Here is a 13,589-nt window from a genome sequence, read left to right as displayed (position 1 = left end):
CCAGTTGAATGCCTTTTACTTGAATGCCCATAGCTTTCTCCGGGCAATAAAAAAACCGCAAGTTAGAGGTTTAAGATTGGGTAAACGATGAGGTTGTTTTTCCTAAGCAAAGGTTGAACTGCGAACGAGACCTAAAACCAAAATGCTGGCATTGTGCGGATTTCATTGTACCAATGGTTAACTGCGGGGATTTCCTGTAAGAACCAGAAGCCGATCCCAATCATCATGATGCTAATTCCAAAATGAAGAATAGTGCTGATCCAATATTCAATAGGTTTGGCATCCTTGTAGATGAATTCCTTGCGACTCGTTCCCTTAAAGGTTTTGGTATAGATTCCCCGATGCATGTAAATGAAAGACTCAGCCAGCGTTATTAGACCAACTATAAAGGCGGCACATACTGTGAACCAATACTGAAATCCCATTATTTTTCATCCCAGCCAATTTTTTAGGTTCATTATTACACAGCTATATAAGATTCCAGTAAGGGTGGCGTAATATTTCGCCACTCACTCAAAAGTGTCTGCATAGTGAATGCCTGAATAACCTCATCCATGCAGCCTTTATGCAATCGCTGCTGCGTGCAGCAGCAAATGAATGGGGCTGGATAAAGACAGCGCCGGATATCAAAACAAAGAAGCCTGTCAGCTAGCGCATCCGCTGTTAACGCGAGAGGAAGCGAACCGGCTGATTGATTGCATGCCGGAAAGCATAAAACCAGTGGTCATATTTGCGCTGGCTACCGGCCTTCGCCTTTCAAACAATCTGGATCTGGAATGGACGCAGGTTGATATGCAAAGGAAGGTCGCCTGGATTAATTCGGAGAACGCCAAAGCGGGCAAGGCTATTGGCGTGGCTCTGAATGATACGACATGCAAAGTGCTGAAGGGGCAGATAGATAAGCAGTCACGTTAGGTGTTCGTACAAACCAAGGCGAAGCATCGCAGCGATGGAACGCTGGCACCGGCAGGCAGGAAAATGCGCAGTGATGATAACACGGCGTGGAATATCGGTCTAAAAGCGCCAGGCATAGAAGACTTCCGCTTTCATGACTTACGGCATACGTGGGCGAGCTGGTTAATCCAGTCTGGTGTTCCGCTTTCCGCGCTGCAGGAAATGGGTGGATAGGAAAATATTGAAATGGTGCGTCGGTATGCTCACCTCGCACCTAACCACCTGACCGAACATGCGCGCAAAATTGACTCACTTTTGGGTGAGAGCGACACAAATACGACACAAATACGACACAAGAAGATAATCAGGTAGGATTGAAGCTGGCGTAAACCGATGATTTTATTTGGTACGCCCTACAGGATTCGAACCTGTGACCTACGGCTTAGAAGTTCATAGAATGACCTTTTAACACAGTTACTTACCGCATCCTGCCGCGCTCACACGTCCCATGATGCGAAAACATGCAAAGGCATGAAAAGAGATTCAAACCTTTGCGTGTCTCAAATCTGTCCCATTAGATAATCGGGCGCAGAGGCTCATAAACGGACACGACCTCCGCCGTCACTTTCCCCAGCACAATGATGCCTTCCATGCCCTCTCCGTCGATAGTCTCTCCGTCTGAGGTGATAATTCCTGTGATGAACAATCGGCCCAGTTGTGGGTACTCGCCCATCTGGAATGCAATCTTGTCGCCCGGTGCGGGCTTGAGTGACTTGTCCGCCAGCACGAACCCGTCAGGTGTCTCAATCAGGATCATGTTGTTGCGGTGAGGCATCAGTACATCGTTCAGGTCGATGCGTCGCTCTATGTAATCGGACGCTGGTGATGGAAATCCCATAGTTACCTCACGTATCCCATGTTGCGTAACGACCAAGTCTTATTCTCGCTTTCCTCGGTAACGAGCTCGAAGAAGAAGTTCTGGTAACGCCGAATCCACCGGTTGCACTCCGCCAGCGTCCAGACGTGATTCACGTCATCCAGACGCTTCTGGAATGCCGCAGTGGTGACAATCTGCCTACCACGCCCATCCTTCGTTATCGCGCCCATGAACGCCGCCTGTATGTCACTCTCTCTCGCCATGATAAATTCCCCTCTGATAAATACTGTATGGATAAACAGTAATATCAATCGGTGGTTTTGATCAAGGCGGAGCGACTGAGAGATTTGTAAAGGCGTCGAGGTTATGGGGTTTAATGCATGATTTATAAGCGAGCTAACTTATCTTGACTACACCATCATAAAATTAGGTTACTATATCTTATCACTTCCTTAACGACTTCATGACATCCTGCTAGCGCTCAAAGAGTGCGCGACAGTCATGTCAAAATAACAATGTCTGATTCATGAGAGATGACGATAGATGCACCTATCAAAAGAAGAAAGTAACGCCCTTTATCTGGTGAAGGCCATTGGCATCATTGCCGTTGTTTTAGGTCACTATGCAGATTTTATGAGCGTCCTGAAGCCTTATTACTTTCACATGCCGCTATTCTTTTTTGTCGGCGGAATCACGTTAAAAGACCGATTAAACGTCAAAAAGCTTTTTAAATCAGTCGGTACAGCTTTAACATATCTTATTATTCGCTATACGATCATTGGCTGCCTCGCGCTGGCCCTCATTGATATTGGCTTTTCATCGCTGTCGAGTCCATTTGGCACCGACATTGTTGACAGCATCGGTAAGGCATACTTCGGCAATATGCATAACAACCAGTTGTTTCTGGTGGCGTGGTTTTTGTTAGCCTACATCGTTGCTTTGGTGCTTTGCACTATCATCGTCGCTCTGTTCAACAAAATACCGGCCAGGGAGTCGGTCCGATCTTCATTGCTGATAGCGCTCGCCCTGACTGGCGGTGTGATTGCCATGAACATTGTAGCGGTTGAATACCAGTCGTCACACAAGCAGATTTATAACCTGGCAACGCAGTCAATGTATGGCGCAATGTTTATGCTTATCGGTTATGCAGTCAGGGAATTTATATTCCGCGCATACTCTTTTAGCGCACTGTTGCTGCTGTTCATACTGACGACGGTCATAACTGTGTCGTATGGCACAACCCCTATGGTTATGTCATGGAGTGAATATAAAGATGGTTTTATCCTGACAACGCTGATCGCCATGCTCATCATCTATTGTGTGTTTATCCTGGCTAACGCGTTCTCAAGGTCCGTCAGTGACAGTTCAGCAGTGATTCTGGTAGGGAAAAGCACGCGCTCCATCATGACATGGCACCTAAGCATATTTATTTTATTAGACCTATTATCAACATTCATCGCCAAGCCAGCGCCGTTATCATCGTTCGGAGTGTTTCAGCATTTCCATAATGACTTTTCAATTGCGACATACACACTCGCTGGAGTTTTGATTCCAACTTATATGGCAAATTTAAATGTAATTAACAAACTCAAATCACTGTATTTTAAAGTCCCTGCCAGAGAAGTGAGCCAGTAAGAAAGACAATCACAGGTAAGCCTTTTCGATGCTGCCTGTGATTTTTCCATGCCTGCACCAGGCATCCGCAACACAGGATGCCTTGACAAACAGATGCCATTTACTAGGATCACCGCCAAATTCCTGCAAAACAAATAATTCAAGAATGAATCTTCAGCAGCTTTTCAGGCTAACCACGCGCGTAAGTGGGGTCACCTCTGCCATCACCATACTGATGACAAAAAACATCCTCTATTTCAACGGGCTTTTTATTCTGGTGGTGGCCGTATGGCTGTGGGGGGAGTATGACTGGCACATGGAGCGCAAAAGCAAGTAAACCTCTGCGCCCCGCCACCGTCTGTTTTGTTTAGCCTGCACCACCGATGTAGTGTGCCGCAAACTCCGTCCTGCTCGCCGTAATAGTTCCATCGCCGGTTGATAACGTTATCTTCATGAATAGCGCATCACCGGCAACAACGTTCACTTCCGAGTTAAGACAGCCCGCAGCCGCCGTTGTGCTGTATGTCGGGATAGTCTGATACACCACGTCCTCATTTGCCACGCCAGCCCTCACCCTTACGACAGTCAGGTATATCGTCGCACCAGAGGTCATGCCAGTGACATGAATCTTTGTGCTCACCGCCACCCTGCCAGAGATGCGGCAGTACTTGTATCCCATGGTTGCCGCGTTGGTTACGTCCATGGTTTTCTGCGGGTCGCGAGCTGAGAAGTTAAAGGCCATGCGGCCGGCAAAGTTGGTATTGAGGTAGCTGATTAATGTGTTGCCCTGGAACGTTGCTTCAGAGTGAGCGTAGAAGACGTCGTTCCGGGATGAGTAGCCGCTCTGATCGTACAGGTCGGTAATGACGATGCCTTCAGGATTGCTGCCTGATCGGAAGAAGGCGAAGTTATTGTTGTTGTAACAGCCAATCACGAAGTTGGTGCCGGGGCCATCGTTATAAATGCTTGCCTCAAAATTACCGCCCACAAACTTAACGCCGCGGCATCGGTCAAGGCGGACTGCGCCTGCGGTAGGGCTGTCACCATAGATGCTGCAACCACTGAATGTTAAACCTGCAGTCTGTGCGACCATGTTCACGTTATATCGGGAATTGTGTGCAATCGTCATTCCCACCACTTGCCCATGAGTGGTGTTGGTTCCGCCCTCCGGGCAGGTGAAGCCTTCGACGTTATCAACCAGCATGCCGCCGATAAACTGACAGTTGCCTGCCGTTGTGCGTGATGCAATTTCACAGCCTGATGATTTAAAGTTTACCCAGGTCGTGAACTCACCTACAAGATTGGTGCTAATTGATGCGGCAACGTCATCACGACCACAGTAGCTGAAATAGGATGAGCAGTTGGTCCACACCCCTTTATTGCCGCGAGGAGCTTCCCATGTGCCGTTAGGTGGCTGATAGAAGCCGCGCCCTGAAATGCCGGATGCCGTGATATTCTCAACGCGGTAATTCTGGCAGCCACTTTCGAGGAATCCGTTCTGCCCCTGGTCTGTTGTAGTACCGGTACCGATCAGTGTCAGTCGGCCTTCTACACTCCAGTCGTCTACGTTGAACGCATAGATAAACGCCGCGGTGGTAGAGTTGCTTTTGACGCGTGCGCCATCTGAATAAAGACGCGTTCCGGCCAGGATGTTAATTGAGCCTGATGAAACGTTATAAAATTTGCTCAACTTAACAGGGAGTCCCACGGCGATCGCGCTGTTAATCGCTACGCGGTCGTCAGTAACACCATCGCCTTTCGCACCAAACTCCTCAGGCGTCACGTAATAAAGGCGAAATCCCGCCCGGTCTGCAAACTGTTGGAGCGTTAAGCCATCGCTGAGGCCAATCATCGAGCCGCCTGCGCTGGAACTCAATTCCTGACGCAGCTGGTCTGGAGCATATTTCAGAACGTTGGGGAAATAAAATTGCAGCACACCATAGCTGTCATAAACAGACATGGCGTGGTTTTCTACAGTGACAAACTTTGCAATGCTGCCGTTGTACACAGGGAATCCACCGGCATTAATCATGACGGGCTGAGGTACTGCAATAACAGAGCCGTCTTCCTGCTCAACGTATACCTGAATCTGGTTCTCAGGCAATGTCGGGTCGGTATCCGGCCTGCCGATATATACCGTTCCGTTAGCCAGAGCTTTAAGGGCGCGGGATGCTGTAAAAAGCTGAGCCGGCATTGAAATAACAACGTTGGCTTTGATATCTGCCATTGGTTTGCTCCGTGATGGCTATGTTTATTTAACAGGAGTTTTTATGCACCCAGTTATTCAGATGACAGCTGCAGTGATGATGGTGGTGATAGCGGCGCGCATGTGGCCGCCCCTGCTGTATTGGCTGGCTGGCATCGTTGCGCTGTTGATGGTGATAAAAGGGATTAGAAGGTTTATAGGCTGGATTGCGATCAGCAAAGGGAAGCTAAGCGGTCTGGCATATTCGGTCGCCTTATGCTTATGCTGGCTCGTTGTTGCTGCGGGATTAGACTTCCTTCACCCGCAAAAAATAAGCGCAGTGAGCATTGTCCTGTGCTTCATCTGCGCCTGCATTGCTATTGGAATACTGCTTTCTGTTGCTGACTGGTGTCGTCGCTATCTCCATCGCCGCTAAGCCAGCCGATAATTCCCACCCTCGCAATCTTCTGCTTCTCAGCCTTTGGCAACGTGCGGAAGAATTCCTTCCATGCTTTAGTCGAGCCTATTCTCTTCTCTGCATCAGCAACAATTTTCGCCTGCGCTGCGGTACCCGGCTTGTTGCGGGCTGCCGCTGCCAGGCTCTTGAATGTTGAACTCCCCATCATCTCCTGCACGGCTGATGCACCAGAGCGCTGAGTTGCTGCCCGCGCCCCCATTTGCGCCGCAATGGCAGTGTTCAGGACCGGGCCCGCCACAGGGACGTGACCGAGCACCGTTGCGATCGTCGCCATCTTTCCATGAGTCGCAAGTTTGTCGAGGAATCCACCGGGCTTATCAAATTTCTCCAGAAAGGAATTAAGTTTGCCTGTCGCCAGGTAGTAACGGTTTGCAGAAGTCACGTTGCGGGCGAGCGTGTAAAAGTCCTCAAGCTCACGCACGGTCTGAGGTGGAAGCTCTTTGTGCAGCAGCCGGTCCGTACCCTTACGCTTAAGGTCAGCATAGAAATTAACGAATCCGTTGATGTTGTTATCCACCTCGTTTCGCGATCCCTTCCTGAACATATCCCTGAGACCCGTAGCCACCAGTTGAGCGCGAGTATCCTTATCGGGAACTGTGCGCATCAGCTGCGTGAATCCCTTCGTATCACCACTCTGCAAACCATCCAGAGCGTTTTTCGCCTTCACTGTGACGTTACCGCTAAGGTCTTTACCAAGGAGACTGTAAACGTTCTCCTCCATCATTTTTCGCTGAGCTGTAACCGCATTGGCGAGCTTAATCTGATCGCCAAATCCTGCCGCCTTCGCCACCGTATCCCGATCGTTCGACAACTGACTATAAAGCTGAGCCAGATTCCTTTCTTCCGCGCTGCCAAATGGCGTTCCTGATTTGCGTAACTCAGCCCCAACAATGCTTCTGGCCTGATTTAGCCGGGCATATGTCATGCCGCCGGTTTTATCAGATGTCGGAGACACGGATTCATAAATGCGCTTTTCAATGGGGGACAGGTGTTGAGCGCCGTTCAGGTCATCAGCCAGGTTATCGAGATAGGCGCGGGTGTTTTCCGCAGCCACAGGCTGACGAGCCGGAATGGCATCCTGAACAGGCTTGTAGAGCTGCTCTTCCTGAGCCTTCAGTGCTTCGCGGGCCGTATTGAATCGCGTCTTAAACGCATCATCCATAGCGAGGCGGTCAGGCATGGCTCCGGCGTCATCGATAATCTTTGCAGCCCGTGAAGAAATACGGCTCAGGCTATCGCGACGCACGGCTGCAAGCGCTGATTCATCCTGCGAGGCGAGGCCAATCTGCACTGCCTTAAACGCGTCATTGCCCGATGTGTACGCTTCCAGCATGTCATCAGGATTGATATCTAGTCGCTGCATTGCCTCGACAACTTTCTGGTCAGGCTGAATGTCGTTCACTACCTGAGCAATGCGACCTTCTTTGCCTGACTGCGCAGCCCTGGCATATTCAGGAGCCATCTGAGCGCTCTGAACCTCAGGCGTTACTGCCGTTTGGGCAAGTGGTTGCGTTGCAGCCGGTGCTGCCTCAGCAGCCTCGCGCCCAAGGAGATTTCGTACACCGCGTACGGCAGCGCCTCCCCCTGCCACCAAAGCCCTGCCCGCCACACTGCCTGCAGCGCCCAGCGCCAGATCGCCTGCCAGAGAGCCAGCATCATTCTGGTCGCTGTTCTGCGCCAGCACGCCCGGGACGTTTTCTGCCAGCATGTTAGATGCCTGCGTAGCCAGCCGTTCGCCCCTGCCTGCACCCGCCACGCTGCCGAGAGCTGCGGCTGTTCTCTCTGCGCCAACGCCGGGAATCAGGTAAGGGCCAATCTCTGCGCCAATTTTCGCGTACTCATCCTGCGGTTGAAGGTTCTGTGGCAGCTCAACACGCTGCGTTGGCTGATATGTACCGTCGCCCAATCCGAGCTTGCCGGCAGCCCATGAGCCAGCGCTTTTGAATGCATCCATAACTTCAGCCGGGATGTTGGCAACGTTAACGCCAGCCTGAAGGAGGCCCTTACCTGCTTCCTGAAGTGGATTTGCCGGCTGATTCACCGCGTCACTCGTTGGCGCGGCAGAGTTTACGGAACTAGCCTGGCCGGAAAAGTAGTCATCAATTGCTGACCCGATATCATCAGTGCTTGTTCCATCTGGAAACTCAAAAGTCTTTCCGTTGGCGGTAACTTTCATGGTTGCACCTTGAATTTAATTCCCGACTTTGACTGGTAACTTCCATTCGGCTGACTTGAGGTGGGGGTAATTGGCTGGCTTTGCATAGGCACACCAAATGTCTTCTGAGCTAAATCTAATTTGTTTTTTAACTGACCTTCGATACGATCTAGGGAGCGGTTAAACTCCGACTCGCTCATTTTTGGACTTAGCGCGCCTACTGCATCCGTCAGCTTTTTGCCCTCTGCATCCGACAATGCGCCCATGCCTTTCATTGACTGCACCATTGGCAGGAATGTCTGAGCCTTGAAGGTATCGAGAGTAGCCTCAAAGTTTGCGGCGTCCGACCCGGGCAGCGTCGGGAACATTGAACTCAGGCCCACAGCCTTACCAAGTCCGGGCGATGCTTTGAGGTCGGCAATCGTACCGAGTGCTGTATTGAAAGTGTCGTACGTCTGCTGAGCCTGCTGCACCTTCGCCTGCTTTGCGTCCGCCGCCTTTTGTTGTGCCTCGGCTTGCTTCTGCTGCAGGTCGGTAAGCCTGGCCAGGTTGGTTTCACGGGCAATCTGCCGGTCAAGCCCCTTGTCCTGCAACTCAGCCATGCGAATCTGTCGGTCAAATGCAGAGTTCTGAGCTGAAATATTCTGCCCGCGAACAGTGATGTCCTGACCACGGCGTGCAGTCTCTGCTGACAGGTCCTGACCGCGCTGGGTAAGCGCGTTTTTCTGCTGGTCGTTCTGCACACCAAACTGGTCTTTGGCACTCAGCGCGCCAAGCTTCACGGTACTGATGAAGTTACTGAATTGCGCAGGGTCAGTCACATACATCTGCATCAGCTGCTGAGGTGTTGCGCCTTTCTGCTGCACTGTGCCAGCATGCCGTACCAGCGCCTGCGCCACTGCCTCCGGACCCGCCTGCGCAGCGGCCTGAAGGTCAGATGTTGCTGAGCTTACTGCTGACACATCCTGTGCGTCTTTGAACTGCAACTGATCTCTGATAGCGCCGATCTGCGTTGGGTACTTAACGGCCAGCGCCTGAAGTTTGGCTGGGTCATTAATCGCAGATGGCAGCTCGGATTGGAACGCCTTCTGCTGTGCGGCAGCGGCCTGTTGCTGCTGCTGTTGGGCGGCATACTGCTGAAGTTGAGCCTGACCAAGCTGGTTCTGCGTTTCCTGCAAAGCTTCGCTACGGAAGTCGGGGATCATGTTGTAGTAGTTAATCGGCGCACCGAGTCCGCCGATACCTCCGAATTGAGCCATCAGAACGAACCTCCCATCATTCCGCCAAACATGCTGGTAAATGAGTTGGCATCCTGAGCCGCACCATTAGCCATGCTTGAATTCGCACTCGCTGCCACCTGATATGGCAGCGCAGCCTTTCCAGCCATAATCTGACCTTTCTGCTGATACATGCCCGCCATCGTATTCCCCTGCCCGATCGCATAGTTGCCCAGCGCGTTAGCAGACTCCGCACCCAAACCTGACAGGCTCATTAGCTGGGAGTACATCGTTTGCTGCTGGTTGGTCATATCATTGAGGTAGTTCTGCCCGAGCATGGGCGCAATCGCGCCGAGCTGGTTTGACTGAACCGTGCTACCAAGGCCTCCGGTTGCCTCAGATGCGGCGAGAGACTGATAGCGCGCCTGATTAGCCAGCTGCTGATACTCGGGGCTGACGAAATAGTCAGATAGAAGCTGATTGCGATCGATTGGCACGCCAGCTGTAGACTGCAATCCTGCCAGTGCTGATTGCCCCGCCTTCTCGTAAGGAGAGACCCAGTTTACGGCGTTCTCATAACCCTCACGGGTCTGGTTCATCGCCTTGTCTTGATATTTCTGCTGCTGCTTAGCTGCCTTTCTCGCGCCGATGCCGCCGATGACGCTACTTACTGCTGCGCCTGAACCACTAATTGCTCCGCCCATTGTATTCTCCTGGCTTTCGCCACATAACAAAAAAGGAGCTTTCGCTCCCGTCTATGGTTTTAAGGCGCTCGGTTGTTTTATCGGTGAAGCCCATCCTCGCGGCATAGTTGCAGACCCTTGGCCTGTCGGGGAGGATGACCGCCCGGAGAGTGAGATGGCCTATCAGGCTAAGAATTGCTGCGCCAGCCGCCCGACATTCATGAATCCGGTTTGCATCCATAGCCATGTGAATGTCCACGAACCCATCCTGCTGGACCAGTGCAAACACGCACGCGTCATACCAGGTAACATACGTCGCGCCCGGGTCTTCCCAGTCATCAACGCCCCATCTGCGCATAAGCTCTGAGCCTGCCTGCGCTGATATCTCGTTCATATGCTTATTAACCCATGAGCTTTCAGTGCATCTTCGAGAGCCTTTATCCTGCGACGCGCTGTCTGTATCTGAGTTGCCAGAGCCTGCGACTCTGCCTGAACGTAGGTTGCACTGATGCTTTGCGTCAGGTCGGCGTTAAAGGTTCCGTAATAACCGGTTCCGCCCAGGTCGGGGAACCCGGTAACTCGCGCACCCACAACCTTGATCCCGCCCACCGATAGTGAGGTGGTGACACTGAGTGGAGACTGAATTGTCTGCTGAGTGGTTACAGATTTTGAAACATAGTTATTCTGGATGGTGCCGATAGCGTTTTCAGCACTATCAACTCGCCCACCAAGAGACTGAATACCCTGCTCACTCGCCGATACTCGACCATCCAGAGCGTCAATCTGCTGGCCCTGCTCATCATTTGTTAACTGAGCCTGATACGCACCCTCTGCTGCCTGGTTGGCCTTTTCGGCAACGCCTGACCCACTTTGGTTTTGCTGCAACAGGTAAAGGGTGAAAGCCTGACTGAACCCCGGAGGGAGAACAGTAGCGTCCAGCCTCGCCGCCTGATAGCTGACGGGTTTTAATAAATCCGGATTAGCCATTACTCCACCCTTACTGATGCGCCTGATAGTGTTACAGGAGAGGTAGTAATAATCCTCACCTTGAACCCGATGTTCTTTCTGATACGCCCTATGCGCCTCCACAGCACTCTGCGGTCATACGCAAACGGCTTGTTGGCCTCTACCAATTGCTCTTTGCCATACACCACACCATCAGCAGTAGCCGACAGAAAAAGCCGGTGCGCAATCTGAGCGATGCCGGTAGATGACTCCAGTTCGAAATCGAATATTCGCGCGTTATCTGCTTTGAACATTGGCGTATAGAGCAGGTGCTCCACTGCCTTGCCGTACTGCGATGTCACCTCGAAGGAGAGCGTGCCGGTAACGGCTTCCGTCTTGTCGCCAACGCCGATCTCATTACCCTCGTACATGTAATCAATGGCGCGGTGTGCATCGTCGGCTATCCCGCTTTTAAGCAGGGTCCACTGAGGACCATTAACCGATGCTGACGCGTCGTAACACAGGACATGCCGGGGGAGATGAACAAGCAACAACTCATGAGCGTCGAACCTCACCGTTTCCAGTACGCCGGTAGACAGCTCAGTAGCCGAATAGCTACGGAGAATTTTTTCAATCTGCGCCGTGGCAATCGGCACTGTACGGCCAGAGTCGATGACGTAGACAGAAGGCGATCCGGTTGCCGGGTGACTGATGAATGCAAAGCTGTCAGCAAACCCGACTTTGCAGTGGGTGCCGGCAATGCCTTTGGTGACCATCAGCGAAGGCTGAGAGATGTAGATGGCTGAATTGACATCCGATGAGCCGGTCAGGGAGAAGTATTCAATCGTGGTGCTGCCGAAGCACACGATAAAGTCACGCCATGCTGCTATACCGATGATGCCATCGGGCTGTGACTCAGCACGATACAGCGCCCGGTAGCGGTCAGGGTGGGACTCATCCTCAAGGTCAGTAACTCCGAATGTATCAGAACGGTCTTTAGCCCATGCAAACCTGCCGCGCGCCCTGCAGATATCACGCACCGCGCCGATGTCGTACTGCGCATATCCCGTCGCACCATCCCAGTTAGTGAGGTATTTCTCACCACCGTCATAACGGAATATTTTCATGCTGCCAATTGAGCATACAGCCTGACTGATATCACTGTAGGCAAGGCTGACCCGCTCCTCGCCATCAACCTCACCAATGTATCTGCCGGACAGGTAGAGACCCTTACCCAGAACGCGATAAACGCCATTCTGAGCGGAGTTATATTGCACGCCACGTGATGTGCCGTTTACATCCAGGCTCTTTGTCAGGCCGGGGAATGAGCGCATATATCCGTTTGCGCCCAGCACCTCTTTGGGCGTTGCCAGAAAGTTTACCGGCAACAGGTCAATATAATCCGCGCTGCCTTTATCCTTCCCCAGCCCCTTCATCAATGGCAATTGAGTCGTCGGCATCGTCGGATTCCCGTCTGTAGAAATAGTTAAACCCGTTGCGTCCTAAGCCAATATTCCCCGAGCCAACAGGCATGCGGTTAGGGTATGGAAGGCGACCGGCTTTAGCGGCGCGCTGCAGGGCTGAGTTTTTGTAGAGAAGTTCTTTGCCATTTCTGGCAGACATTATGATTTTACTGACCGGCTCGATTGCGTAGTCGGAGGAGATACGTACCGCGAGGTTATAAACAACAGCGCTGACAGCCTGAGGCTTCATCCCGTGCAGGTCACCCGCCTGAGGACCCTCCTCGGTGGCAGTGAATAGGTAGCCGGTATCAATACCCGCTCCGTCCTGGTACCACTCGGCCATCATCATCTCAAGGTCAGTTACGGCATCCTGAGTGGACTGAGGCTCGACATCGGTTACGGTTGCGTCTGAGGCTATGCCAAGCTTGCGCAGCGCGGCGTTAACCAGATCAGCTTTCGTTGTCAGGTTCATCATTTACCTCTGCATGAGGTTCAGCTTCTGGCTCTGGATTAGGCTTGCGTCCACCCTTCTTTTTCGCTTCGGGGCGGATAGTCAACAGGCGAGACAGAACATCATCAGCAGTGTGACCATCCCACTCTTTGCCAAACTCGATCTCCGTTCCGTGCGGAAGGTTTTCGATTTCGCTCTCTGGCAGATGGTACGTTACTGCGCCTTCAGGAGTGTCAATTCCAGCCAGAATCCAACCTTCCCACTGCTCACCATCATGATGCTGAAAGCTCCACCACGCCTGCTTAGGGAATGCATTCATCAGGGTAGAGAAAAGACGAACACGATGCGCATAGAGTTCGTTGAAGGTGTGATATCCATCAGATACTTCACCCATGTCTTCTGTGGTATCAGTATTAACATCTACGCCGGTATCTTCATCGGATCCTGCTTCTTCAGGTACGTCGCCGGGGTGCTCATACCAGCCATCTGCAAGCAATTCTTCAACATCATCATCGCTAACTACTTTTGATTGCAGTTCTTTGCCCCACACCTTGGTGCCGCGGCCTGACTTATAAAGCATTACGCTCATGATCTTCTCCAGTAAAAAAGGGGCCGAAGCCCCTTATC

The 13,589-nt window shown here is 51.8% G+C and carries 13 protein-coding genes and 1 pseudogene; 3 read left to right on the top strand and 11 right to left on the bottom strand.

What is annotated here, in order from left to right; translation table 11 throughout:
- Positions 1 to 131 precede the first annotated feature (131 nt).
- Positions 132 to 425 carry a DUF2542 family protein gene (locus ACMGGP_RS04065; protein ID WP_033766659.1) on the bottom strand — a complete coding sequence of 98 codons (294 nt, stop codon included), beginning with the start codon at positions 423 to 425 and terminating at the stop codon, positions 132 to 134.
- 172 nt (positions 426 to 597) lie between these two features.
- Between ACMGGP_RS04065 and ACMGGP_RS04060 the strand changes: the two are divergent.
- Positions 598 to 1,128: pseudogene (locus ACMGGP_RS04060) on the top strand (site-specific integrase).
- A gap of 340 nt (positions 1,129 to 1,468) precedes the next feature.
- Here ACMGGP_RS04060 and ACMGGP_RS04055 read toward each other — a convergent pair.
- Both ACMGGP_RS04055 and ACMGGP_RS04050 read right to left on the bottom strand, forming a co-directional pair.
- Entirely contained in the window at positions 1,469 to 1,792 is a 324-nt protein-coding gene (locus tag ACMGGP_RS04055) for a S24/S26 family peptidase (protein ID WP_498798195.1), read from the bottom strand.
- Between the two features lie 2 nt (positions 1,793 to 1,794).
- Positions 1,795 to 2,034 carry a hypothetical protein gene (locus tag ACMGGP_RS04050; protein WP_498798194.1) on the bottom strand — a complete coding sequence of 80 codons (240 nt, stop codon included), beginning with the start codon at positions 2,032 to 2,034 and terminating at the stop codon, positions 1,795 to 1,797.
- Between the two features lie 280 nt (positions 2,035 to 2,314).
- Here ACMGGP_RS04050 and ACMGGP_RS04045 point away from each other — a divergent pair, with 280 nt between their 5' ends.
- A complete protein-coding gene (locus ACMGGP_RS04045) occupies positions 2,315 to 3,406 on the top strand; it encodes an acyltransferase family protein (protein ID WP_498798193.1) in 1,092 nt (363 codons plus the stop codon).
- Positions 3,407 to 3,752: 346 nt separating this feature from the next.
- On the opposite strand, the gene ACMGGP_RS04040 is transcribed toward ACMGGP_RS04045, so the two are convergent.
- On the bottom strand, positions 3,753 to 5,612 hold the full coding sequence (locus tag ACMGGP_RS04040; RefSeq protein WP_498798192.1) for a phage tailspike protein: 1,860 nt from the start codon (positions 5,610 to 5,612) through the stop codon (positions 3,753 to 3,755).
- A gap of 43 nt (positions 5,613 to 5,655) precedes the next feature.
- Between ACMGGP_RS04040 and ACMGGP_RS04035 the strand changes: the two genes are divergently transcribed.
- Entirely contained in the window at positions 5,656 to 6,006 is a 351-nt protein-coding gene (locus tag ACMGGP_RS04035) for a hypothetical protein (RefSeq protein WP_498798191.1), read from the top strand.
- On the opposite strand, the gene ACMGGP_RS04030 is transcribed toward ACMGGP_RS04035, so the two are convergent.
- The 7 genes from ACMGGP_RS04030 to ACMGGP_RS04000 form a co-directional block, all read right to left on the bottom strand.
- Positions 5,948 to 8,224, bottom strand: a complete 2,277-nt coding sequence (locus ACMGGP_RS04030) for a P22-gp16 family phage DNA ejection protein (RefSeq protein ID WP_498798190.1) — start codon at positions 8,222 to 8,224, stop codon at positions 5,948 to 5,950. The genes ACMGGP_RS04035 and ACMGGP_RS04030 overlap by 59 nt on opposite strands.
- On the bottom strand, positions 8,221 to 9,462 hold the full coding sequence (locus ACMGGP_RS04025; RefSeq protein WP_498798189.1) for a phage DNA ejection protein: 1,242 nt from the start codon (positions 9,460 to 9,462) through the stop codon (positions 8,221 to 8,223). The genes ACMGGP_RS04030 and ACMGGP_RS04025 overlap by 4 nt, the downstream gene beginning before the upstream one ends.
- A complete protein-coding gene (locus tag ACMGGP_RS04020; protein WP_406548721.1) occupies positions 9,462 to 10,124 on the bottom strand; it encodes a P22-gp17 family phage DNA ejection protein in 663 nt (220 codons plus the stop codon). The genes ACMGGP_RS04025 and ACMGGP_RS04020 overlap by 1 nt, the downstream gene beginning before the upstream one ends.
- Before the next feature lie 369 nt (positions 10,125 to 10,493).
- Positions 10,494 to 11,090, bottom strand: coding sequence for a hypothetical protein (locus tag ACMGGP_RS04015; RefSeq protein WP_498798188.1), 597 nt, complete (start codon positions 11,088 to 11,090; stop codon positions 10,494 to 10,496).
- Positions 11,090 to 12,508, bottom strand: a complete 1,419-nt coding sequence (locus ACMGGP_RS04010) for a packaged DNA stabilization protein (protein WP_498798187.1) — start codon at positions 12,506 to 12,508, stop codon at positions 11,090 to 11,092. Before ACMGGP_RS04010 ends, ACMGGP_RS04015 begins: the two co-directional genes overlap by 1 nt.
- Positions 12,462 to 12,986 carry a packaged DNA stabilization gp4 family protein gene (locus ACMGGP_RS04005; protein WP_498798186.1) on the bottom strand — a complete coding sequence of 175 codons (525 nt, stop codon included), beginning with the start codon at positions 12,984 to 12,986 and terminating at the stop codon, positions 12,462 to 12,464. The genes ACMGGP_RS04010 and ACMGGP_RS04005 overlap by 47 nt, the downstream gene beginning before the upstream one ends.
- Entirely contained in the window at positions 12,961 to 13,551 is a 591-nt protein-coding gene (locus ACMGGP_RS04000; protein ID WP_498798185.1) for a WDGH domain-containing protein, read from the bottom strand. Before ACMGGP_RS04000 ends, ACMGGP_RS04005 begins: the two co-directional genes overlap by 26 nt.
- Between the last annotated feature and the right edge of the window lie 38 nt (positions 13,552 to 13,589).

The sequence above is a fragment of the Curtobacterium sp. BNK-1 genome (assembly GCF_048685235.1).
GTDB classification, from domain to species: domain Bacteria; phylum Pseudomonadota; class Gammaproteobacteria; order Enterobacterales; family Enterobacteriaceae; genus Pantoea; species Pantoea agglomerans.
Note: the sequence above shows the minus strand (reverse complement) of the source record. Positions and strands in the feature narration are given on the sequence as shown.

What these genes read in the sequence shown, in the direction of transcription:
- ACMGGP_RS04065 (WP_033766659.1), bottom strand. Translation starts at nt 425, where the DNA reads ATGGGATTTCAGTATTGGTTCACAGTATGTGCCGCCTTTATAGTTGGT.
- ACMGGP_RS04030 (WP_498798190.1), bottom strand. Translation starts at nt 8,224, where the DNA reads ATGAAAGTTACCGCCAACGGAAAGACTTTTGAGTTTCCAGATGGAACA.
- ACMGGP_RS04010 (WP_498798187.1), bottom strand. Translation starts at nt 12,508, where the DNA reads ATGCCGACGACTCAATTGCCATTGATGAAGGGGCTGGGGAAGGATAAA.
- ACMGGP_RS04020 (WP_406548721.1), bottom strand. Translation starts at nt 10,124, where the DNA reads ATGGGCGGAGCAATTAGTGGTTCAGGCGCAGCAGTAAGTAGCGTCATC.
- ACMGGP_RS04045 (WP_498798193.1), top strand. Translation starts at nt 2,315, where the DNA reads ATGCACCTATCAAAAGAAGAAAGTAACGCCCTTTATCTGGTGAAGGCC.
- ACMGGP_RS04015 (WP_498798188.1), bottom strand. Translation starts at nt 11,090, where the DNA reads ATGGCTAATCCGGATTTATTAAAACCCGTCAGCTATCAGGCGGCGAGG.
- ACMGGP_RS04000 (WP_498798185.1), bottom strand. Translation starts at nt 13,551, where the DNA reads ATGAGCGTAATGCTTTATAAGTCAGGCCGCGGCACCAAGGTGTGGGGC.
- ACMGGP_RS04040 (WP_498798192.1), bottom strand. Translation starts at nt 5,612, where the DNA reads ATGGCAGATATCAAAGCCAACGTTGTTATTTCAATGCCGGCTCAGCTT.
- ACMGGP_RS04050 (WP_498798194.1), bottom strand. Translation starts at nt 2,034, where the DNA reads ATGGCGAGAGAGAGTGACATACAGGCGGCGTTCATGGGCGCGATAACG.
- ACMGGP_RS04025 (WP_498798189.1), bottom strand. Translation starts at nt 9,462, where the DNA reads ATGGCTCAATTCGGAGGTATCGGCGGACTCGGTGCGCCGATTAACTAC.
- ACMGGP_RS04035 (WP_498798191.1), top strand. Translation starts at nt 5,656, where the DNA reads ATGCACCCAGTTATTCAGATGACAGCTGCAGTGATGATGGTGGTGATA.
- ACMGGP_RS04005 (WP_498798186.1), bottom strand. Translation starts at nt 12,986, where the DNA reads ATGATGAACCTGACAACGAAAGCTGATCTGGTTAACGCCGCGCTGCGC.
- ACMGGP_RS04055 (WP_498798195.1), bottom strand. Translation starts at nt 1,792, where the DNA reads ATGGGATTTCCATCACCAGCGTCCGATTACATAGAGCGACGCATCGAC.